The 23017-nt window shown below is 26.9% G+C and carries 23 protein-coding genes and 1 other RNA gene; 12 read left to right on the top strand and 12 right to left on the bottom strand.

The features are described 5' to 3' along the window. The 9 genes from KFW21_01935 to KFW21_01895 form a co-directional block, all read right to left on the bottom strand. On the bottom strand, positions 1 to 432 hold a 432-nt coding region (locus KFW21_01935; protein ID MDK2818191.1), incomplete at its 3' end, for a hypothetical protein. 36 nt (positions 433 to 468) lie between these two features. Beyond that, positions 469 to 1830: a transcription termination/antitermination protein NusA gene (locus KFW21_01930; GenBank protein ID MDK2818190.1), complete on the bottom strand. Its 1362-nt coding sequence runs from the start codon at positions 1828 to 1830 to the stop codon at positions 469 to 471. 35 nt (positions 1831 to 1865) lie between these two features. Then, a complete protein-coding gene (locus KFW21_01925) occupies positions 1866 to 2354 on the bottom strand; it encodes a hypothetical protein (GenBank protein ID MDK2818189.1) in 489 nt (162 codons plus the stop codon). Between the two features lie 79 nt (positions 2355 to 2433). Next, positions 2434 to 3396 (bottom strand): aldo/keto reductase family protein, encoded by a 963-nt coding sequence (locus KFW21_01920; protein ID MDK2818188.1) that lies wholly within the window; start codon positions 3394 to 3396, stop codon positions 2434 to 2436. A 70-nt stretch (positions 3397 to 3466) separates the two neighbouring features. Next, complete coding sequence (fliD, locus tag KFW21_01915) at positions 3467 to 5461, bottom strand: flagellar filament capping protein FliD (GenBank protein MDK2818187.1); 1995 nt, start codon at positions 5459 to 5461, stop codon at positions 3467 to 3469. A 104-nt stretch (positions 5462 to 5565) separates the two neighbouring features. Next, positions 5566 to 5970, bottom strand: a complete 405-nt coding sequence (locus tag KFW21_01910) for a hypothetical protein (protein ID MDK2818186.1) — start codon at positions 5968 to 5970, stop codon at positions 5566 to 5568. Position 5971: 1 nt separating this feature from the next. Further along, complete coding sequence (gene rpiB / locus KFW21_01905; protein ID MDK2818185.1) at positions 5972 to 6451, bottom strand: ribose 5-phosphate isomerase B; 480 nt, start codon at positions 6449 to 6451, stop codon at positions 5972 to 5974. A gap of 11 nt (positions 6452 to 6462) precedes the next feature. Beyond that, on the bottom strand, positions 6463 to 6807 hold the full coding sequence (locus KFW21_01900) for a rhodanese-like domain-containing protein (protein MDK2818184.1): 345 nt from the start codon (positions 6805 to 6807) through the stop codon (positions 6463 to 6465). A gap of 5 nt (positions 6808 to 6812) precedes the next feature. Beyond that, complete coding sequence (locus KFW21_01895; protein MDK2818183.1) at positions 6813 to 7130, bottom strand: rhodanese-like domain-containing protein; 318 nt, start codon at positions 7128 to 7130, stop codon at positions 6813 to 6815. Positions 7131 to 7239: 109 nt separating this feature from the next. On the opposite strand from KFW21_01895, the gene KFW21_01890 reads away from it, so the two are divergent. The 4 genes from KFW21_01890 to KFW21_01875 all read left to right on the top strand — a co-directional run bounded on the left by KFW21_01890 (position 7240) and on the right by KFW21_01875 (position 10916). Continuing rightward, entirely contained in the window at positions 7240 to 8625 is a 1386-nt protein-coding gene (locus KFW21_01890; GenBank protein ID MDK2818182.1) for a hypothetical protein, read from the top strand. An 86-nt stretch (positions 8626 to 8711) separates the two neighbouring features. Continuing rightward, entirely contained in the window at positions 8712 to 9512 is an 801-nt protein-coding gene (locus tag KFW21_01885; GenBank protein ID MDK2818181.1) for an ABC transporter permease, read from the top strand. Between the two features lie 14 nt (positions 9513 to 9526). Beyond that, on the top strand, positions 9527 to 10258 hold the full coding sequence (locus KFW21_01880; GenBank protein MDK2818180.1) for an ABC transporter ATP-binding protein: 732 nt from the start codon (positions 9527 to 9529) through the stop codon (positions 10256 to 10258). 19 nt (positions 10259 to 10277) lie between these two features. Beyond that, positions 10278 to 10916 (top strand): hypothetical protein, encoded by a 639-nt coding sequence (locus tag KFW21_01875; protein MDK2818179.1) that lies wholly within the window; start codon positions 10278 to 10280, stop codon positions 10914 to 10916. 2 nt (positions 10917 to 10918) lie between these two features. Here KFW21_01875 and KFW21_01870 read toward each other — a convergent pair whose 3' ends face one another. Continuing rightward, positions 10919 to 12322, bottom strand: a complete 1404-nt coding sequence (locus KFW21_01870; protein ID MDK2818178.1) for a nicotinate phosphoribosyltransferase — start codon at positions 12320 to 12322, stop codon at positions 10919 to 10921. A 151-nt stretch (positions 12323 to 12473) separates the two neighbouring features. Here KFW21_01870 and KFW21_01865 point away from each other — a divergent pair, with 151 nt between their 5' ends. The 3 genes from KFW21_01865 (at position 12474) to KFW21_01855 (ending at position 14752) form a co-directional block, all read left to right on the top strand. Continuing rightward, on the top strand, positions 12474 to 14042 hold the full coding sequence (locus KFW21_01865) for a LysM peptidoglycan-binding domain-containing protein (GenBank protein MDK2818177.1): 1569 nt from the start codon (positions 12474 to 12476) through the stop codon (positions 14040 to 14042). Positions 14043 to 14049: 7 nt separating this feature from the next. Then, positions 14050 to 14414, top strand: an RNA gene (gene rnpB / locus KFW21_01860) — RNase P RNA component class A. Positions 14415 to 14434: 20 nt separating this feature from the next. Continuing rightward, positions 14435 to 14752: a hypothetical protein gene (locus KFW21_01855; protein ID MDK2818176.1), complete on the top strand. Its 318-nt coding sequence runs from the start codon at positions 14435 to 14437 to the stop codon at positions 14750 to 14752. Between the two features lie 49 nt (positions 14753 to 14801). On the opposite strand, the gene KFW21_01850 is transcribed toward KFW21_01855, so the two are convergent. Together KFW21_01850 and KFW21_01845 are read right to left on the bottom strand one after the other, a co-directional pair. Further along, on the bottom strand, positions 14802 to 15236 hold the full coding sequence (locus KFW21_01850; protein ID MDK2818175.1) for a DUF302 domain-containing protein: 435 nt from the start codon (positions 15234 to 15236) through the stop codon (positions 14802 to 14804). 71 nt (positions 15237 to 15307) lie between these two features. After that, positions 15308 to 17113: a hypothetical protein gene (locus KFW21_01845; GenBank protein MDK2818174.1), complete on the bottom strand. Its 1806-nt coding sequence runs from the start codon at positions 17111 to 17113 to the stop codon at positions 15308 to 15310. A 393-nt stretch (positions 17114 to 17506) separates the two neighbouring features. Between KFW21_01845 and KFW21_01840 the strand changes: the two genes are divergently transcribed. The 5 genes from KFW21_01840 to KFW21_01820 all read left to right on the top strand — a co-directional run bounded on the left by KFW21_01840 (position 17507) and on the right by KFW21_01820 (position 22217). Further along, complete coding sequence (locus tag KFW21_01840) at positions 17507 to 18634, top strand: ABC transporter ATP-binding protein (protein MDK2818173.1); 1128 nt, start codon at positions 17507 to 17509, stop codon at positions 18632 to 18634. Then, positions 18627 to 19538, top strand: a complete 912-nt coding sequence (locus KFW21_01835) for an ABC transporter permease (protein ID MDK2818172.1) — start codon at positions 18627 to 18629, stop codon at positions 19536 to 19538. Before KFW21_01840 ends, KFW21_01835 begins: the two co-directional genes overlap by 8 nt. Beyond that, the gene (locus tag KFW21_01830; protein MDK2818171.1) at positions 19538 to 20314 is read left to right on the top strand and encodes an ABC transporter permease; all 777 of its coding nucleotides are present in this window, start codon (positions 19538 to 19540) and stop codon (positions 20312 to 20314) included. The genes KFW21_01835 and KFW21_01830 overlap by 1 nt, the downstream gene beginning before the upstream one ends. Positions 20315 to 20346: 32 nt before the next feature. Then, positions 20347 to 21372 carry an extracellular solute-binding protein gene (locus KFW21_01825; GenBank protein MDK2818170.1) on the top strand — a complete coding sequence of 342 codons (1026 nt, stop codon included), beginning with the start codon at positions 20347 to 20349 and terminating at the stop codon, positions 21370 to 21372. A gap of 164 nt (positions 21373 to 21536) precedes the next feature. Next, complete coding sequence (locus KFW21_01820; protein MDK2818169.1) at positions 21537 to 22217, top strand: hypothetical protein; 681 nt, start codon at positions 21537 to 21539, stop codon at positions 22215 to 22217. Positions 22218 to 23017: the final 800 nt, after the last annotated feature.

Genomic DNA, 23017 nt, shown 5'->3' with positions numbered 1-23017 from the left:
ATTGTAGCCACCCTGTCCACCAAAATTAGATCTATTATAGCCACCCTGTTCAGAATTATTAGGTCTATTGTAGCCACCCTGTCCACCAGAATTAGGTCTATTGTAGCCACCTTGTTCAGAATTATTAGATCTATTGTAGCCACCTTGTCCACCAGAATTAGGTCTATTGTAGCCACCTTGTTCAGAATTATTAGATCTATTGTAGCCACCCTGTTCAGAATTATTAGGTCTATTGTAATCATTTTGCCCAGAGTGAGTATTTTGAGGGATAGATTTGATCTCAGGTTGAACTTTTGGATTTATATCTAATTTTGGAGAAATTAGTTCTGAAATTAAAGGTGCTTCATTTTTTGTTTCATTTGTATTAGTAGATATTGGAGGTTTTTTCATTTTTATTTTCAATACTTTTTTCTTACTATCGTCTTGTAGCATAAATACTCCTTATAATCAGTAGGCACAAATTTATCTTTATTCGTCATCTTCTTCTATTTCAATATTATCTTCAATAATTTTCCAAATTTCAACAGCTTCATTGAAGCTTAGACCTGTTTCTTTTGAAAGATCTTCTACAGTGAGTTCTAAAATTTCTGTCACACTTTTGAATCCAGCATCTGTAAGAACTTCTATTTGTATAGAAGTAAATGGAAGCATGTCTAAAGAAATAAGTTCATCTTCAATAATCTCAAAACTTTGAGTATTTGAAATTCCTAAAATATCATCAACTTCTTTTTGTTTTTCTCTAATAATCATTTCAAAATCAGAATAATTATTAAATCTAATTTTCCAATCAAGAATTTCTTCTAACATACGCTGATGAGATCCTTGACGACCAATTAATGGTGCTAGAAATTCATCTGGAACAACAACAGTTGCTTCATTAGTATCATAATTTAAATCAATATTAAATACTTCTGCAATACGATTTTTTAGTACTCTACTAGCTTGAATAGCATTAGTAATAAGTTTCTTAGTATCTACATCAAATCTAACAATTTCAATTCTTTCACTTCCAAGTTCTTGACGAATAGGTTTAATACGAGCTCCAGCTTTACCAACTGTTACACTAATTGGATCTAATCCATCTACAAGAGATTGAAGAACTATTTTGGTAACTTCACCTGGTTTTCTAGAAACAGCTTTAATAACAAAAGACCCATCTGCTATTTCAGGAATATGAAGTTTTAATAATTCTTGAACAATATCAGGATTACTTCTAGTTAAAATAAGTTGACTTTCACCTTTACGAGTTACTTGCAGAACATCTTTTAAATAAACACGAATAGGGTCACCTAATGTTAATACTTCATCTGGTAATGCTTCAGAATAGGGCAAAAAAGCTTCTGTTCCTTTTGGTTCAAGAGATATATAATATCCACCATATTTACTTTCTGTTCTTGATTTAACAGATCCTGAAAATAAAGTGTTTTTTTTATCTACAAATTCTCCATAAATAATATCCTTTTGAATATCAGTTACTTTTTGTTTAAGAAGTTGTTTCATGATTTGAGCAGCTTGACGTCCAAACTTAGCTAAAGGAAGTTCTATTTCTATTATTGTTCCATTTTCAAAAGTTTTATTTGGAAATAATTCTTCTGCATTTTTCGCACTTATCTCAGTAGTATCATCTTCAATATCATCTTCAGGAGTTATTGTTTTCAGTTGAATAAGAGTAATACCAGATTTGTTAATATTTATTTTAACATTTTCATATTCTCTACCATATTCTCTTTTGTACAATGTTGTGAAAGTTTCTTTTAAAATGTTTTCAGCTAACTCTTCTGAGATACCTTGGTCTTTAGCAAAAGCTACAATCAGATCGGGAAATGCCATGTATTCCTCCAAAATATATTACATAGTTTAGTGTATTATTTTTTTTTTAATAATTCAGTGTAATTACAATACAATTTCGATTTTTTAATAGTATCTAATGGGATAACAATAGTATTATTATCTTTTTCTATCTGAAGAGTAATAGATTTTTCATCAACAGAAATAAGTGTGCCTATTAAAAATCCTTCTTTTGTAAGAATATCTGTATTTTCAATAATAAAAATTTTAAATGCTTTTCCTATAAAAAAAGGAAATTCTGTATGTGATTTAAGTTCTCGATCAATTCCAGGAGATTCTACTATTAAATCATAGGGTCTTTCAAAAGGATCATCAATATCTAAGCGTCTTGAAATAATATTAGCTACTAAAGAACAATCATCTGATGTAATTTTTTTTTCTGTATGATGTATAATGATTTTTAATACATCTTTTTGTTGTCCATAATTTATTACAGATTCTAAGGGTATAAAATTTAATGCAGTAACACTTTCTTCAATGATTTGATATATATCTTCTTTATTCATATAAGTCCTCATATAATAAATTAAGGAGTCGGTCTCGACTCCTTAATTTATTATTAAGCAAATTATATATTATATATTACTATTTGTCAATGTTTTTATGAAAAATATTTTCTAAACTAAACAGTTCTTCTTCATTAAGTATAATTTCTATGGCTTTACTATTGTCTTCTATTTGGGATACACTAGATGCTCCTGTGAGAACAGATACTACTCCAGATTTGTGTAATAACCAAGAAATAGCAAGTTGTGAAGGGGTACAATCTTTTTGCTCTGCAAAAGAAATAAATTTTTCTATCAAATCAAAATTTTCTGGAATTAAATGTTTTTGCATAAAAGAATTAATATCATCATTTGCTGCTCTTGAATCTTTTGGGATTTCTTTCCCTTTTCTATATTTACCACTTAAAAATCCTTGAGCAAGAGGAGAAAAAGGTATAATACCTATACCATTATTTATACAGGTTGGTACAATTTCATTTTCAACACTTCGTTGTAATATATTATAACATGGTTGATTTACTACAAATCTATCAAGTAAATATTGATCTTGAATTTTTAATCCTTCAATAATTTGACTAGCGGTCCATTCACTGACACCAATATAAAATATCTTACCTTGTCTAATAAAATCATCTAAAGTACGAACTGTTTCATAAAGATCAGCTTCTGTATCAAAACGATGACAATAAAAAATATCTATATATTCTGTATTAAATTTTTTTAATGAAGCGTTAATTTGTGCATGTAGATGTTTTCTTGATAATCCTTTGTCATTAGGTATATCACTCATAGGCCAATAAGCTTTAGTTGTTAAAATATAAGTTTCTCTATTATATTGGCTAAGAATTTTCCCCATAACTTTTTCTGATTCTCCATAAGCATAAACATTAGCACAATCAAACATATTAATACCTAATTCATAGGCTTTATTAATAATATTAGTAGTTGTTTCAATTTCTGTTGTATTACCATATGTTAACCATCCACCTAAGCTAATTTCACTTATTTGTAAACCAGTTTTTCCAAGTTTTCTATATTTCATGTTTATCCCCTAGAAATTATCTTATAAAGAATATCATATATTCTTTATAAGATAATTGTCAATCCAATTATTATTTTAATCGTTGTTGTAGTGATTCAGATAAAGCTTTACTTTTTACAATAGCTTGATTCATTTGCAATAGTGCTTGTCTTTCTTTTCTATCAGTTACTTCAATAGCTTCTTCTTTTTTTGTAATCTGAGCATTTAAATCTTTCATTTTTTTAGAATTATCTTGTTCTATTTTATCCAAAAACCCATTCCCACCTATCATCATTTTAAGAGTACTTGTAGCTGAAATTGCAACACCTCTATCAGCAATATTGTTTCCATCAGTATCTAAAACAAATAATTTATTTACTTCTTCAAATTTTTCATTTAATATTTTTTCTAGTTCTCTTACATCTAAGGTTAAAGTACCTTTGCGTAAAGCATCTGGATCATTATTTAAAGAAGTTCGTCTTCTTGTATAAATACCGATTTGATCTAATAAACTAAGTGAATTTTGATCTAATCCATGAGGAGAACCAGCTAAACGACGCATTCTATCTTTAAATCCAATTAACGATGTATTTCCATAAAAAGTCCCTTCTTTTAAGTCTTCTTCATTTTTTTTTCGTATATGTAGTGGTTTTGTTCGTCCAATTTGATTTAAGGGAATAGTTGTATAAATAAATATTTCTTCCATAATATTATTATATTTTACAACCCATTGTATAATTGTATCTTTAATTAATTCAATATCAGGTTTTATTTGAATTCTAATAGTACCAGTTTTTTCTTGTAATAATTCTAATGTTACCCCTGGAATTAAATCAGAAACAATATTTGAAGGTCTTGTAATTTCTAGTCCATCTAATAAAAGTACAGAATCTTGTGCTTTAGAAGTTTCATTGTATGGTTTTAATGCTCCATCAGGTGAAGATATTAGAGTAAGATCAGAGATATTTAAAATTTTCTTTTCTGCCATTGCTGTTATAGATACTAGAGTTTTATCGATAAATTTATCTAACGAAATAGAATATTTCTCATTTTTAAGAGGAATATTTTCTATAGTATTATCATCAAATATTAATACAAGTTGTTGTATAGGCTCTTTGACGATTATTGGATTATCAATATCTAAAGCTATATCTTCTAAAATAGGTGTTGCTCCAGGTAAGATAATATTTAAGTTAGTAATTTCTCCAATTGTATTTTGAGTAAGGTTCGATAATGATATTTTATTTGTATTTTCATCTTCTACAAGAAGAATTATATCTGTTAATAATGCAGAAAATGATAATAATGTTTTATCTTTTAAAGGATACGATGTTTCTATTGTAATACTAGAATTAGAAATAATTAAATTAGTGTTGAATAGAGACCATTGGATATTAGTCTCACTTTGCTCTCCAGTTGTAAGAATCCTAGTATCTAATAAAGGTGCTAGATCTCCATCAAATTGAATTTTATTAATAGCTCCTTCTTTTTTACCGACAAGAGCAATAATTTTTTTTGTATCGGATGCGTTTAGAAGTTTGACGTCTATATTGTTTGATAGAGTTGATCGTAACAAATTAAAGAGGCTTGTTATATCTCCACCGGAAAATTGTATAGAATTAGTGTTTGTGTTAATGATTATAGAAAAATCACCTTTTACAATAGTTTTGTCTATAGAAATAGGTGCTGATGCAAAAGAATGAGGACTTGCTAATGTATTGATAATTGCACGATATTCACCATATTTGGCTGTTCTGGCGACTTGTGCTTGTATTGCTGTTGGATCTGAAATAGTATTAGTTAATGATCGGAATGCGGATTCGTATCCCATAATATAGTTATTAACTTGCTCAAATTCTTTGATTTGTTGTTTGAAATCTTGCCATAATTCAAATTCAATTTCTTTATCAATTTTATTATTATTAAGATTTGTTAATTCACTGTAATATGGTGCCATAATTTGATCTAACATATCTGTAATATTCATATCACTGTCTTGACCAGGTATTCCAGATATTTGAACTCTTTGAGCTATAGATATATTTGGTATCATTATAAAAATAATTAAGAACAATATGAAGTGCATAGACCCCTTCCTTGTTGATAATAAAATATCTCTATATATTATATCGGTTTTTTATGATTTTTATTAAAATGTAAATTATTAAAATAATATATATTTTTTATTTTTTAAGAAAAATTTTTTAAGAATTTTTCCCAATGTCTAAGAAAAAAAGATCTATATTGTATTTTTTTTGGCCCAAAAAAACTTCTATGATCTATTCTTAATAAAACACCATTTCTATTTTCCTCCATTGTTATTAATAATAATGAAGAACAATTTGGAGATGATATTTTCATAAGTAAATGCATGTTTTCTTGATAAGATTCAATTTCATAATTACCACTCATTTTAAAGCATAGTAAATATGTCCAATTTAAAACTCCTGCGTCACCTTGTTTAAATTGTTTTTTTTCTTCGGCGAACAACGCTTGAAACTCTTTAGCAGTAATAAATTTATTCCATATAAAATCTCTATCCTCATTAAGAATAATTTGTTCTAAATAAATATTAAGATTTTCTATTTTTTGCATATTATACCTCTAAATCATTCTTATGAGTATTACTTTCAAGAAGTTCTATCTCATGAATTCTATCAATTCTTTTTTGATGACGAACGCCTTCAAATTCTGTTTTTAACCATGTTTTCATGAGATTAATTGCTCTTTGAGGAGCTAGGACTCGCCCCCCTAAGACAAGAACATTTGCATTATTATGTAATTTGGATAATTCAGTAGAAAATTCATCTTGACAAAGAGCTGCTCTAATACCATGTACTTTATTTGCAACATAAGATGCACCAAGACCTGTTCCACATAATACTATGGCAAAATCAGCTTCTTTTTTTACAACACTTTTTGCTGCAGGATATACAAAATCAATATAATCAACACTATCTTCAGAGTTTGTTCCAAAATCAATAACTTCATATTGATTGTTTTCTAACCATGTTTTGATAGCTTCTTTTAAGAGATAGCCAGCATGATCTGAACCTAAAGCTATTTTACACTTCATTTTATAACCTCTTATTTATTTGATTGATAATTACACTTAGATTTAATCTTTTGGGAAAAGAGAGAATATCCACCTAAAGAATAAGCATTATACCCTGCTTCAAATAATGCTAAAGCAACTTTACCTGCTCTATTACCATAATTACAATAAGTAAGAATAATTTTATCTTTTGGTATATAAAAAGGAAAAGTTAATACTTCTGAAAACGGTATATTTTGAGCACATTTCAAGAAACCACTACTAAGTTCAAATGAATTTCTAACATCAATAATATAAACATCATCCATATTTAGTAGTAAAAAATCTCGTTCGGATATTTGTCGATTATGATCTTGGTGTAGTATATTATTAATCATATGTATTATCCATTTAATTTTTTTATAATATTATCAGTTAGGTGAAAAAAACTACCTATATTGAAAGCTTGATAATTATTATTTTTAAGATATTCTGTGGCATGTTGTGATCTAGTACCACTTCGACAATACAGTAAAATAATTTTATCCTGAGGTATGTTATCAAGATTATCTACCATATTATCTACAGGAATATGTACAGCTGAGTCTATATGCCCGTCTTCATATTCTTCTATAGTTCTTACATCAATTACAATAAAGGAATTTTTTTGGAGATTATTTATTTGTTCTTCAGATATATTATGTATATGAGGGATAGTCATAATGAACTTCCTTTAATATCCTATTTACAGATGAGATATTTTCATTATACCAAATAATTTTTGTTATTACAAGTTTTTATATTAAAAAATCAATTCAAAGGAATCAATAGTGAAAAAATTTAATATAATATTACACGCACATATTCCCTATGTATTAGATACAGAAGTGGAATATTGGTTACATGAAGTTGTTCTACATTCTTACTTACCATTTTTGAATATTTTAGAATCTTATAAGAGTAAGAATATTTGTATTTCTATTAATTTATCTCCTATATTATTAGTACAATTATCTTCTACAAATTTTAAAGATAATTTTATGAAATATTTAGAAGTAAGAAAAAAAATACTTTCGGTCAATTTAAAAAATAATAATGAAAATTTAATTGTAAAAAAAGATTTACAAAAAATATTAGAATTAGAAATATTATATAAAAATTGGGATTTTGATATAATTAAAATTTTCCAATATTATTCTAAAATAGGTATTTTGAATATTTTGACTAGCTCCGTTACGCATGCTTTTTTACCCAGCTTACGATCTTTTCCTCATGTATTAGATCTTCAAATTAAGTTGGGTAAACAAATATCTGAATTATTTTTTACTAATATTAATGGTTTTTGGAGTCCTGAGTGTGCTATATTTCCAGAATTAAGTAAGCATCTATCTCAGTATGGAGTGAAATATACATTTGCAGATCCTTCTTCCAGTGTTAATCACTCTCGTTATACTTCCAATCATATTAATTATATTTGTAGAAATTATGAATGCACATCAAAAATATGGGATGCATCTACAGGTTATCCTGGAAATTCTGTATATAGAGAATTTCATAGAGATTTAAAAGATGACAGTAGAGAAATAAATCAACTGCTTCAAGAAAATGATATACCTTTATCAGGTGTATCATTATACGCAATAACAGACAAAAATAAGTCTATAAAGAATCTATATAATGAAGAGGAAGCACAGGATCAAATATATGTAGATGTTGAAGATTATATTAAATCATTGCATGGTAATTATCAAAACAATGATAATATTTCTGTTTTTTTTGATATGGAATTATTTGGACATTGGTGGAAAGAGGGGATATACTTTTTAGATATATTAATACAAAAATTACAGGATAATAATATTTTAATAAAAGATGATTTTTTAAATGTGTTGTATCCTATACAAGAACCTTTATTATCTACATGGGGTACAAATTATAATGCGGAGTCATGGATCAATATAAAAACTAACAAAATTTGGAGTAAATTAATACCTTCTTTATATGAGTTAGAGATGTTATTAAAACATAAACAAGTTATTTCTCAAGATAAAATATATCATACTTTTCTTGCACAAGCTTCAGATTGGACTTTTTTAGTTAGTAAAGGTGTATTTAAAGAATATGCAGAAAATGTAGTTTTAGAATTATTAAAAAAAAGTAATAATTGTGATCTTATAAAAAAAGATATCTCTAATATCTTATATAAAATAATTTAATTAAATGGACATGTAGACTTGTATTAAATTAAAAAAAAAGATATAATATATAAAATATATTTTAATTATTTTAGAGGATATAATAAATGACTTTTTTTTCGGCAATGAAACGTTTTTATAGAGAATTGTTAAGTAATATAGATTACATTATTTATTATGTAAAAGCACTGGAAAAAGCCAAAGTGTCTACTACAGCTCTAGGTTATTTATGGTGGTTTTTAGATCCTTTATTAAATATGGGAATTTATATTATTCTTGTGAGAGTAGCTTTTTCACAAAAAGATCCTTATTATCCAGTATTCTTTTTTTCAGCTATGTTAGTTTGGCGTTATTTTTCTATGTCTGTTCAACAATCTGTATCCAGCATAACATCAAATTTGTCTTTATGTCGAGACAATTATGTTCCTAAATTTATTTTCCCTCTAGCGGTTTGTATATCATCACTAACTCCGTTTTTATTTTCTTTAGGTTTTTTAGGAATATTGATGGTGGTGTATGGCTTACCGTTTACTGTATATATGCTATACTTACCTCTTTTAATAGTTGCATTGTTTTTACTTACTTGGGCTTGTTCTATGATGGTGGCTCATATTAATGTCTTTATGAATGATTTTTCTAATATTTTACCTCATATTATTATGATAGGAATGTTTGCAACTCCTATATTTTATAATATAGATAAAATCCCTCAAAAATACATATTTTTTATGAAATTAAATCCAGTAGGAATATTGACAACAAGTTTTCGAGATATTTTTACTTACGGACAAGCTCCTCCTACCATGAGAGTATTATATTTAATATTTATTACTATTTTCTTTATTATGTTAGGTATCTATATTTTATATAAAAATGATCAAATTTATAATAGAATTAATGCACGATAAGTGGAGAGTAGAATATGAATAAAAATATAATTGAAGCTAAAAATATTACATTAACCTACACAATTCGTAGTAGTTTTAGTTTAAAAAAAATATTTACAAAAACAGAGTTAGATTCTACAATTAATAAAATTGAAGCGCTAAAAGGAATATCTTTTAACTTAGAAAAAAGTAAAAATTTAGGTATTATTGGGACAAATGGTTCTGGTAAATCTACTTTATTGAAAATCCTATCAAAAACATTTGCCCCTGATACAGGATCTTTGACAATTGATGCTAAAAAAATACAATTGCTTACTTTGGGAGCTGGATTTATTGAAGATTTAACTGGTAGAGATAACTTATACTTAAATGCTTTGTTATTAGGTATCCCTAAGAAAGATCTTGATAATGGATTAGCTGAAGAAATTATAGAGTTTTCAGAATTAGAAAAATTTATTGATTTACCTATGTATACTTATTCAAGTGGAATGAGATCTCGTCTCACATTTTCAGTATCAGCTTGCATTCGACCAAGTTTACTTCTTTTAGATGAAGTATTTAGTGTAGGCGATGCACATTTTAAAGCTAAAAGTACAGAGCGTATCAAACAAATGATTAACTCTGATAATTCTGTTGTCATGATTTCCCATGATACAAAAGCGATTGAAGAGCATTGTGAAAATTCTTTATGGCTTCATAAAGGCGAAGTGAAAATGACTGGAACATCCAAAGATGTTATGAAAGAATATCTAGAATTCACAAAATAAATAAATAAAAGAGGTTATTTTGTATAGATATAATTTATTAATATTTTGTTATATTTTTTTATTAACTATAGTTACTTTTAGTAATGTAGATAATTTATATCAACAAAAAAAATACGGTGCTGTATTAAAAGAAAGCTCATTATTATTAAAAAAAACATTTAACACAATACTTTCTGAAAGTTATCAAGAACTTCCTTTTTCACGGCAAATGATATCAAGTAATTATACATACTCATTTGACATGCAAAAAAATCATATCAATTACAATATAGAATTAGAGTATATTTTTGATTATGATTCTAAAAAAAAATTAAAAATATCATTAGTTTATGCATCTGAAGAAGTTAGTTATTATCAAATGTATATTGATAATGCAAAATATTCTACTATTAGTAATAGTTTTTCTACATTCCCATTAAAAAAAACAACTCAAGGATTTTATTTGTGGGATATTGATGAGTCAACAGCATATTATGTATATTCTTTTACTCCAAATAAACAAAATTTAAAAGAATCGATAAATATTATCCCAGGATTGTTATTAAAAATACAATTTCAAAAAAACAATAAACACAATGAAGATATTAGTAGTATAATAAATTTATTAATTACAAATACGAATTGGAAAAAATTGGAACAATTGTACGCATTAAATTAATATTATATTTGTGTTCTTTTTCGAATATCTTGGAAATTTTCTATATAAATAATTGGTTCTAGTAACATATCATTCCATTGGTAATGAGTTACCCATTCTGAGTTATCTACAATATTTTGAGGATTATAAGAAGCTTTTTCTTGCTGAGTTAGAGGATTTTTTCGAATATCTCTCCATTCATCATTTTGCTTGAGTTTATACATTTTCATAGACCAACTCATAGAGTCTCTATTTAAATTTTGTAGTAATCCTCCTCCCATACCAAAAGAAACATTTTCTACAGAATATTTATGTTCAATAATTTTATTAATTAATGTTGTTATACGATCTATGTTCATGCCATCACCCTGTATAATTCTAATAGTATTTAATACTTTATATCCCTTATTATTTGTTGTATATCCCCAAGATTTAGAAAGAGAATCTAAAGCATAAAGGACAACTTCTACAGGATCTCCAGAATCTGGACGAACAATAGGAGAGAGATTTGCATCTTGGATAGCTTTAATAATTTCAGGATCTCCCCAAATTTTATCAACAGTATAAAAATAATCATAAGAATCAGAAACAAATGCAAATATACGATCTCCATGTTGTTTACAAATATCTATTATATTAAGTAAAGACTCTCTTTCTCCAATATGTTTATTACCCCAACTTGTAACAGTACTATGTTCTGATGCAATAATGGAACAAGCGAGTTCTTTAATAGGAATTTGATATAATTTATTTCCTAAATATACGGCTTCCATAGTATCTGTTCCCATAAAATTTAAAAGATGTGCCAAACCACCTATACCAGCACTTTCTCCTGAAGATGCACCTCTTGCACCAAAATCATGTAATTGGTATTTAATATTTTCATAATTATTTGTAGAAACACTTATTTTATAAGCTTTTAATAATTCTTGTTTTACATTATATGATATTGTAGCTACCGTGGAAGGATACCATATTGATCGTTGAAGTGCCGTTTCAATAAATCCTGGTAACCAAACTAAATCCGGATCATCAACAGAAATAATAAAAATAGGTATATTATATTTATTTAAAATAGTACCTTCTTTGACCCCGACTATTTTTATAGGAAGAAAGCCTTTATACTTAGATATTATTTTTTTAAATTCTTTTTCTGGAAATGTAGATGAGATACCTCCTAGATTAAAAGATTCCCATATTTTTTTAGTTTCTTCAATATCTTGATAGGAAATAGGTATTTTTAGGTATTTCTCAATAAAATATCTAATTCCAAAAACAATATAATTATTATTTTCAGGTCTTAGAGCATGTCTTGGTGCAATGTAAAAACGAACAGCTTGAGTGTTTTTTGGTAATTGTAAAAAATGACTTACTTTATAAGCATCTGTTGCAAAACTTCTTAAAATGTTAGAACAAAATTGTAACATATAAATCTATCCTTAAGTTGTTAATATAATTATAATATAGTATAATATAATTATATTTGAAAAGCAAGAATATATAAGATAATTGCTATATAATCTCTAATTGGTGCCGATACACACTATGAGATAATTCTACATATATGGAGGAAGAGTCATGTTATTTATTATTTTTATAATATCTCTATTTTTATCAACTACTAATATTTATTCTAATAATTATACGATTCAAAGGAATGAATCTTTATGGGAAATAGCTAACAAAAAAAATATTACTTTATCTGATCTAAGAAAATTGAATGATTTATATAGTGATAATGTGTTAATTGGTCAAAAAATATACGTACCATCGTATATTTCTAATTATACTGTGAAAACAGAAGATTCTTTTCAAAGTATAGCAAAATTTTTTGATACACAAATCAAACATATCATTACATTAAATAATCTTTCTGAAAATCATGTAATTGAAGGTCAAGTATTAAAAATTCCTATAACAAAAAATGATCCTATAACATTAACAAAAATAGATTCACAAATCATAAAAACACAGCCTATTACTTACAAAGTAAAAAAGGGTGATACACTAAGTGATGTCGCTTTAAAATACAGAACATCTATTGCTGCATTAAAAAAATTAAATCAAAAAAATTCTAGTTCTATTTATATTGGTGAGCAGTTAATTGTAGGTAATAAAGTTATTCCTCAAAAAAATACTATACAAAAAACAATTCATAAAGTTAAAATCGGTGAAACATTAGGACAAATAGCTATTAATTACAAAGTGTCATTACGAGATATATTGGATTGGAATAATAAAACAAAATCTAGTATTTATATTAATGAAATATTGACTATTTACTCTAAAAACATTAGCGAACCTAAAAATTCTAATTTATCTAAGTATAAAAATATTAAATATACAGTAAGAAATGGGGAAAACTTATCTTATATTGCAGCAAAATTTGGTACAAGCCCATTTCAAATTAAAACAAATAATAATAAAAATAATGATAAATTATTAGTAGGAGAAATTTTAAATATTTCTGTGAAAGTTACTAAAAATTTAGAACAAAATTCTACAAAGAAAGATATAATTTCAAATAAAAAATTGATTCAATATAAAGTAAGAAGAGGTGATACTTTAGATGATATTTCTATCAAATATAATATTTCTCGATCTCAATTGTTATCTTGGAATAATAAAAAAAATACTCGTATTTATATAGGTGAAGTGTTAAAAATATATATTACTGACAAAAGTGTACCAAAATCTACAGGATCAAAAAGTAGTAAAAAAGCCGAGTATATTAAGAGTAAATCTGGAACAGGTATAAGAACTACTAAATTTGAAAATATTCCTTTACCTATCAAATTATCCCAAGTTGTATCAACTACTCCTTCTGGACGAGGTATTAATATAATATTAAAATCAAAATCTACAATAGAAGCTCCGATAAAAGCAACAGTTCAATATGCTGGCTATATTAATACATTACAAAATGTAGTAATATTAAAAATTTCTAATAATAGAACAATTGTATACGCTGGTATGGATAGATTGAATGTGAAAACAGGACAAAATATATCTAAAGGACATCCTATAGGATCTATAGGCATGAACAATATAGATAATACTCATAAATTATATTTAGAAATGAGAGATAAAGAAAAAGTAGTGAATGTACTATATTCTTATAAAGAATTGGCTAAAAAACAAAAATAAATATATATACCAATAGGGAAAACGCTCATACTCTATATTATAGATGCGAGAGGAAAGTCCGGACCTTAAAAAACCAAGAAACGGTTAAGAGCCGTCCATATAATATATATTATATGAGGGAAAGTGTCACAGAAAATAAACAGTGAAATCTTAATTAAGATCACAATGGTGAAAAGGTGGGGTAAGAGCCTACCGCTCTTCTTATAAAAGAAGAGGCATGAAAAACCCTTCTTAAGGCAAGATTAAGCAGTATGTATTTTCATTGGTTTTATGATTTCATACGGGTAGATCGCAAAAATTTTATTAGTAATAATAATAATAAGACAGATGTTTTCTTAAAAACAGAATCCGGCTTACAACTATTGGTATTTTTTTTAAATTGGAGACATTATATGAGTATTAAACCTATTGATATGATGATGACTATTACTCAATCTCAAACACTTAAACCTTTAGATTCTGATTATAATATTAAACATGCTCAACATGCAGAAATAATTTTAGAACAAAATTTAAAAAATAAAGAATCTGTAATACGAATACCTGATGATGAAAATCATACAGAAGTTATGGATACTATTAAACATGGGATGGATAATTCATCGTTCCATCATCATCAAGAAGAAAAAGATGAAAAAGATGAAAGATATATTCCTGAAAAGTCTCTATTAGATGATGATAATGGAAATACTATTGATATTCTAGGTTAAATATTTATAAAAAAAAGAGAGTATATACTCTCTTTTTTTTTATAAATATTTAATTTAAATTTAGAATTTTATTTAATGTTACTTGGATAAAAGATAATTTCTTTTTTTGAATAGGAGATGGTTTGAGTTTCTTTTCATAATATTTCATATCAGGCATCGCTATCCATGTATCTCCTTGAGAATCATTATATACAGACACTGCAAATGGTAAATGAATACTCCAGGCAGGATTTTCTTGCATGAGAGAGGTATTTAATTGTGCATTACCAAATATTATAATTACGGAGGGCGGCATATATAATTTATTAATTTTAGCAGATTTACTATGATCTATATTTATAAGGATTTCTAAATTATTATCTACTATAATTTTTTTTATTTTTTGAACTGTTGTTTTATAATCGAAATCCGATTTTTTATAATAAGTATTTGAAAAAAGAGAAGAATTTAATAGTATCAAAAATAATAATATCAAAATTTTCATATATAAACTCCTAAATAAATATGTTATATTTAGAAAGATAGTTTATCAAATATAAAAAGTCAATTTATATATTATTCAAAGTTATTATATAAATCTAGTGTAACAGGTGGTAAAGTATTTTTGTATAAATCTAATGATACCGTGTTGATAGCTTTACTATATTCTTTGTATTGTTGATTGTTAGAAATTTCTAAATCTATGAGTATGTACTCATTGCCGTCTTTTTGATACCATTTATTATAAATATTCATCATGTTTTTAGGAGTATTTCTGTATAATAAAGAAAGAATAGTTCCTTTATAAGGTAATTTACTCTCAGCTAGAATCATTAATGGGATATTAGCAGGTGAAAATCCTTTTTCTAAAGATAAGATACCGTTAGTACCATTTATTACTACAAATGGTAAAGGGGCGGGATCATTGTAAAAGGAATCTTTATATTGCTGAGGAATAGTATTATTGTTATTCAAAAATTGATTCAAATCGGTACTATAGTGATCTGATTTAAGTACAATTAATGCATCGGGATATTTTTGTAAAATCATCTTTTTGATAGAAAGCAATCTTTCAGCATTAAAAATATTAGCTTTAAGTAATCTCTTAGCCATAGTTTTGTCTTGTGATAAAGCTAAAAAACTAGAAATATCAGTTGTAGGATCTTTCAATTTGTCTGTAAAAGCCAAGGTGCCACTATGCCCTAAGAAAGAGAATCCAAAATAAAAAGGAGTAATATTATCTGGAGTATTTAGAATAATTTGAGTAATATTTTTTTCAAAAGTATCATAGGGTACCCTCTTTCCACTCCAATCATTACCAAACATATGAAAATCAATAGTATGAAATTGCCATATTTTATAATAGTCTTGCAAACCATATGTAGGAGTTACAGCTTCTAAAGCAATAGGAGTGTAGCCATATTGTGATAATATTCGTGGTAAAGTTGGGTAATTAATGTTAGTATGACTAGATGGAGGTTCTATAGGAATAGTACTTGTTAAAGATACGAATCTTGCTGGAAAACTACCATAAGTTTGATTTGGTCCTGTATAGGTATTATTATTCATCAATTTTCTGTATTCTTGTGGAAAAGGATCTTCATCAAAGAGGGGGATAAAATGTTTGTAATCATAGAATGATTCAAATACAATTATTACAATGGGTCTTTTCTTTTGAGGAATAGTCTGAGGCGAATCCTTTATAGAATAAACTTTTCTTTTTGCTTCATATTGTTTTAATAATGCCACGCTACTTTTTACTGTTTCTGGAGATACTGTAATATTAAATTCTTCTATACGAGATCGAATAGTTTGAATAATTCCACTAAAAAAAAATACTTGCGCAGGATTTCTTTGCCAAAATGAAGGTGAGATAGGACTCATAAATATTTTAATATAAAATAATACGATCAATATTGGAATACATTTTGATATAAGATTTATTGTGAACCAGTTCTTAATAAAATTAAATATTAAATAAAAAAGCCCATACAACCATAATATAAACAAACTAATATATAAAATTTTTACTGGTAACATTGAGACTTTTAATAAAGTTCCAAAATTATGTAATTCTGATAATAAGAAGGGTTTGTTAAATATTTTAATAAAGAAATATTGTAAAATAACTGTTGGCCAAAGAATGATAGCATACCCTGTCCAATATTGAATTTTATTTCCTTTGGATATAATATATAATCCTATACCTATTGCTAGAAAATACAAACTATCATTAATAGAAAGACTTGCTTGAGGCATTCCCAATAAAAATTGAAGGTGAATGATTAAATAAAGTGATTGTGATGACAAAATTACAAACAAACAAGTTTTTAATATTTTTTTATAATTTATAGTTGAAAAATATTGTTTTATAGATATCACAGCATACTCCTAATTTATAATATTATCAATGATAATATTATAAATTATATCTTTATTAAAATCAATATATAATTTGCATATTATTGACAAAAAATATTATATACAATATAATATCACAACTGTTTTATTATATATGAAACAATTTTCACAATGGGGGGGCATATGACCACTCTATATTTTTTTATACTACCTGTTGATACGGCATTCCAATATCTCACACAACTGTTACATTTTCATGTCTTTTTCATGTTAAAAATATCAATCCAAATTTGATTTCCTTTTTTTTATCTTATTTTTTTTTACTACTTATTGTCCATTTTAATTTATCATACAATATGCATTTTTTGATATATCTAAATTAGATATATCATTATATATTAAGGAAAAACTGCAATGAAACAAATTATAAATAATTCTATTTCTATTAAAAATATCAGTCATTTTTATGAATCTAATCAAATACTAAAAAATATATCATTAGAAATTAATTCTGGCGAATTTTTTTCTTTATTAGGACCTTCAGGATGTGGTAAGACAACCTTATTAAGAATTATAGGTGGATTTTTAGCGCCTAATGAAGGTCTTGTATATCTTGGAAATAAAGATATAACTATGATTCCAGCGAATGAAAGACCTATCAATACTGTTTTTCAAAAATATGCTCTATTCCCTCATTTGACAGTTTATGAAAATATAGCCTTTTCTTTTAAAGTTAAAGGTATTAAAAAAGATATATTTCATAATAAAGTATTATCGTATATAGAACTTGGAAGATTACAATCACATATTAACAAATACCCTTCTCAACTTTCAGGGGGACAACAACAAAGAGTTGCTATTGCAAGAGCTTTGGCTAATGAACCTAAAGTATTATTATTAGATGAGCCATTATCTGCTTTGGATGCAAAATTAAGACAACATATGTTATTAGAATTAGATCGTATTCATGATGAAGTAGGTATTACTTTTATTTTAGTCACGCACGATCAAGAAGAAGCGTTGAGTGTTTCTGACCGAATTGCCGTAATGAATGAAGGGGAAATACTTCAAATAGGAACTCCAGTAGAATTATACGAAACTCCAGCAACACCTTTTGTTGCAGATTTTATTGGAGAAAACAATTTTATTAATGGAATTATCATTAAAATACTAGATGCTACACATGCATTGATAGAGTGCTCTCTTGGTGAAATTATTGTTGAATTAGACAAAGAAGTGTCCTTAGGAAACAAAGTGAAAGTCTCTATTCGTCCTGAAAAAATTGAAGTACTCAAAAATAAACCAATCTTACCTAATGAATGGCATAATCTGATTAAAGGTAAAGTATACGATGTTATTTATGCTGGATTTCAAAGTAAATACTTTTTAGAAATTCCAAATCATACAGATTATATCAAAGCATTTGAACAACATGATATATTCTTTGAAGATGGAACAGAAGTTGTACATTGGGGTGATGAAGCTTGGTATTTATGGGATTCTGATGATTCTTATATTGTAGAGGTGATGCCTAATGAATAATAACAAACTTTATTTTTATATTGCTCCATATTTGATATGGATGAGTCTTTTTTTTGTAATACCAACATTATTAGTTGTTATTGTATCTTTTATTGATCAGTCTTCTTGGGATACTATTATTACAGTAATTAGAAATTTCCACCCTAATATTAAAACAGACGGGTTATTTGTAGCATTACAAAAAGTAGGGGAGCAGGTAGTGCTCACCTTTACTTTTGATGCTTATAGAGAATTATTAGAACCTCGTGTTACAGTAACTATTTTTAGAACTTTTGTAATTTCATTAATATCTGCTATTGTCTGTATGGTACTTTCTATACCGACAGCTCATTATATTTCACGATCATCTCAAAAAAACACTTGGTTAATGTTATTAATTTTACCATTTTGGACTAATTTTTTAATTCGTATTTTTATATGGATTAAAATATTAGGAAATAATGGTATGCTTAATAATTTTTTGCAACATTTATATATTATTAGCAAACCGTTACCGCTTTTGTATAATAATTTTGCTGTTACTCTTCTATCTATTTATATATGTTTACCTTTTGCGATTATTCCGATATTTTCCGCTATTGAAAAATTTGATTTTTCTTTGTGGGAAGTGTCCGATGATCTTGGTGCAAAACCGTGGCAAAGTTTTTTTTATGTATACTTACCTAGTATCAAGAATGGAGTGATTTCAGCTTTTATTTTTGCTTTTATTAATACCTTTGGAAATTATGCTGTAGCAAAATTAGTTGGTGGTCAAAGCTCTTATGTTTTGGGGAGCTTAGTTGTACATAATGCTACTGTTGGACGAAATATGCCCCTTGCAGCAGCTATATCGACGGTGATATGTTCGATTGCTTTATTATTAATGCTTTGTAATTACCCTAAAGAATTAAAAGGAAATACATAATGAAAACACAAAAACTATTTAATTTTATTATTTTCAGTATTACACTATTAATTTTTTATATACCTATATTTTTGATTGTTTTTTATTCTTTTAATATTAGTAAAGCTACTAGTTGGGAAGGATTTAGTATAAAATGGTATATAGAATTATTTACTAATTCGGCACGTTTATGGGATGCTCTAAAAATGAGTTTCCTTATAGGTATAGGTTCTGCTCTAATGTCGACTTTTTTAGGGGGTTGTGGAGCATGGGCTATTTGGCATAAAAACAATAAATTAAGAACATTTTTATTAACATTATCTTATTTACCACTAATGTTACCTGATTTGATTATAGGTATTTCACTCTTAACACTCTTTGTTGTGATGGCATTACCTTTGGGACTTGGTTCTATCTTTATTGCTCATACAACGATGAATATTCCCTTTGCCTTATTATTGATATTATCAGTATTAGAAGATAGTGATTTATCTGTTATTGAAGCAGCTAAAGATCTTGGAGCAAATGAATTACAGATTTGGTTAAAAGTAATTTTACCTATTATTTATCCAGGATTAATAGCATCATTTTTATTAACATTAACACTATCTCTTGATGATTTTGCTATTACTTTTTTTGTATCTGGCCCAGGATCAACAACTCTACCACTCTATATGTTTTCAGCCATTCGTTTTGGATTATCACCCACTATTAATGCGCTATCAACTTTAATAATAGGGGGATCTATTATTTTATTTACACTTAATAAACATTACATGAAAATAGCATTCAAATAGTTAAAAATTATTAAAATAGGAGACTTATACTTATGAATAATATATATAGATTTATACTACCTGTGCTTTTTTTGAGCTTAGTATCTTGCGGAGAAAAACAAGAATCTTTAAGAATTTTTATGTGGACAGATAATATTCCCGTAGATGTATATAAAGATTTTGAAACAGAAACAGGAATCAAAATAATAGAAGATGCGATTTCTTCTAATGAAGAGATCTATGCCAAAGTCAAAACTAGTGGTGGTGGTTATGATATTGTAACTCCATCCTTAGATTATGCGACTATTATGATGCAAGAGGGATTGTTAGCAATTCTTGATACCAATCAAATGCCAAATCTTACAAATATAGATCCTAATATTATGAAACATATCTTAGCAATAGATAGTAATCATCAATACATTATGCCTTTTGCTTTTGGTCCTACTGTCATTGCTTATGATACTACATTGGTTACGAATGATATTACAGGATTTGATATTTTTTCAAACTCAGCTTATACAGGGCGTATGTTATTATTGAATGATATGCGTGAAGTAATGGGGGCAGCTCTTATTTATTTAGGATATGGTATTGATGAAACTAATGCTATAGCTATGCAAGAAGTTACATCATTGCTCATGACATGGAAACAAAATATTCTTCGTTTTGACTCGGATTCTTTTCAGTTGGCTTATGCTAATGGTGAAGTTGATATTGTTCAAGGATATTCTGATACTATTATTCCAAATTTAACAGAAGAGAAAAAAAATAATACAAAATTTATTATTCCATTAAAAGGTGGAATGATGTGGTTGGATAGTTTCTTGGTATTAAAAGATGCCCCAAACAAAGAAGCTGCTGTGAAATTTATTAATTATATTCATAGACCTGAAGTTTATGCTAGAATTATGGATCATATTGAATCCTTATCTATTAATGTTCCTGCAAGAAAATTAATTACTACAGAAGCTCGTATTAACTATGAAGATCTAAGTCGTTCAACTATGTTAACAGCGATTAGTTCAGAAGCAATGGCTATTCAAGCTCGTGTATGGGAAAATATTCAAGCACAATAATTTCTAGTTATAATCACAAAAAAAACCTACATTTAGTAGGTTTTTTTTGTGATTATAACTAGAAAAAATACGATCATTTAAATTAATATAATCAAGTTGTATTGTGTTGTAATTAATATTACCGATAAAAAATAAAAAATAAAAATTTGTAGGAGAATTTTAAAATGAAAAGATCTATTTTAAATATAGTATTATTAAGCATATTTTTTATACTAGGATCTTGTTCCGCTAGTGGTAATAAAGAAACTAATGATACTAATGATAGTATTGGTAGCGGTATGGGAGATCCTACTATCGATGCCGGTTTGGGAGATACACTTGATCAATTAGGACCTGTAGATGGAATGGATGTGTGGTCTTATTTTAAAAAGGAAATATCTGAACCAGGTTTTAATTATAACTCTATAGACAATATATATTTTTCTTCAGATAAATTCAAAGAAACTTCTGTAATTTTATATGATGGTAGTACAAGTATTCATCCTGGCACAATTTTTGATAATGAAATAGTGAGTAAAATTGCTAAAGAAGGGACTTTGACTATTAGTGATAATTTTCCTTTATATGCTAATAATGGTGCTATTTTAATTAAAGATAAAGAAGGTTATACAACTTTATATAAGCAAACTCCTAGCCAAAAAAGTGTTGTTTGGAGATCAATCAGTACAGGTGGTTTAGGAAAATGGGAAAATGGTAATATCTTTGAAACATATTATATTGTTAAAAAAACTGACACAACATTAAGTACAATAGAAGTTAATAAAAATCCTACTGGTGGATATAGATTTAGAGAAGTTGATATGGCAACAGCTATAAGTACGGCTATAAATTATACAAAAAAATAGTACTATATAATTAATTGAAAAAACACCCCTAAAATGGGGTGTTTTTAATTTATATTCTATAAGTATTTCTATATTATCAATATTCCACCAAACTTACATAAGTAACTCCCTTAGATAATCAAAACTTCTGTACAAATATAATTGTAATAAGTTGTAAAATAATAACAATATCTCCAACTATTAATTTTGGTAATGTTATTATTTTCATCATCTTAGCCCTCATATCCGTATCAAAAAAAATACTACGCTTTCTAGTAACAATTAAATAAAAACCCTTATTATCGATACTATTGCCTAGTTTGGTATATTCTAAAATATTTTTTTGAGCTTGTATGGTGAGAATAGATGATTTTTGTCCTAGATTGATTTTATTATTATTTCTAAAGATTCAACAACTTCAGTAAGTGTAAATTTGCTCATTTAATATATCCTTCTAGTGTAAATAGGATTGAAGAGTGTTAAAAGCATTCTTTAAATCATAAATACTTGTACCAAATACAAATAATTTTCTTATTATACCGCCTAAAATATAATAAGGAGGTATAATATACTTTTATTTTTATCAAGATATTATTGATGTTTTTTATTGTTTGTATGTGGTAGTAGAAATAATGGTACGGATTTTATTAGCTATTTGAACTGTGATTGTGAAGTGATAGGGGTTCTGAGATTTGGATCTAAGATTTTCCTCCTGATAGGATTTTGTTGATTTGGAAATTTTATCAAATTAATCTTAAGGTCTGCGTAAACTAGATAACTATCGCTAGAAAATTTATATACTGTCCTGAAAATATATAAAT

The sequence above is a fragment of the Spirochaetota bacterium genome (assembly GCA_030154445.1).
GTDB lineage: Bacteria > Spirochaetota > Brevinematia > Brevinematales > Brevinemataceae > Brevinema_A.
Note: the sequence above shows the minus strand (reverse complement) of the source record. Positions and strands in the feature narration are given on the sequence as shown.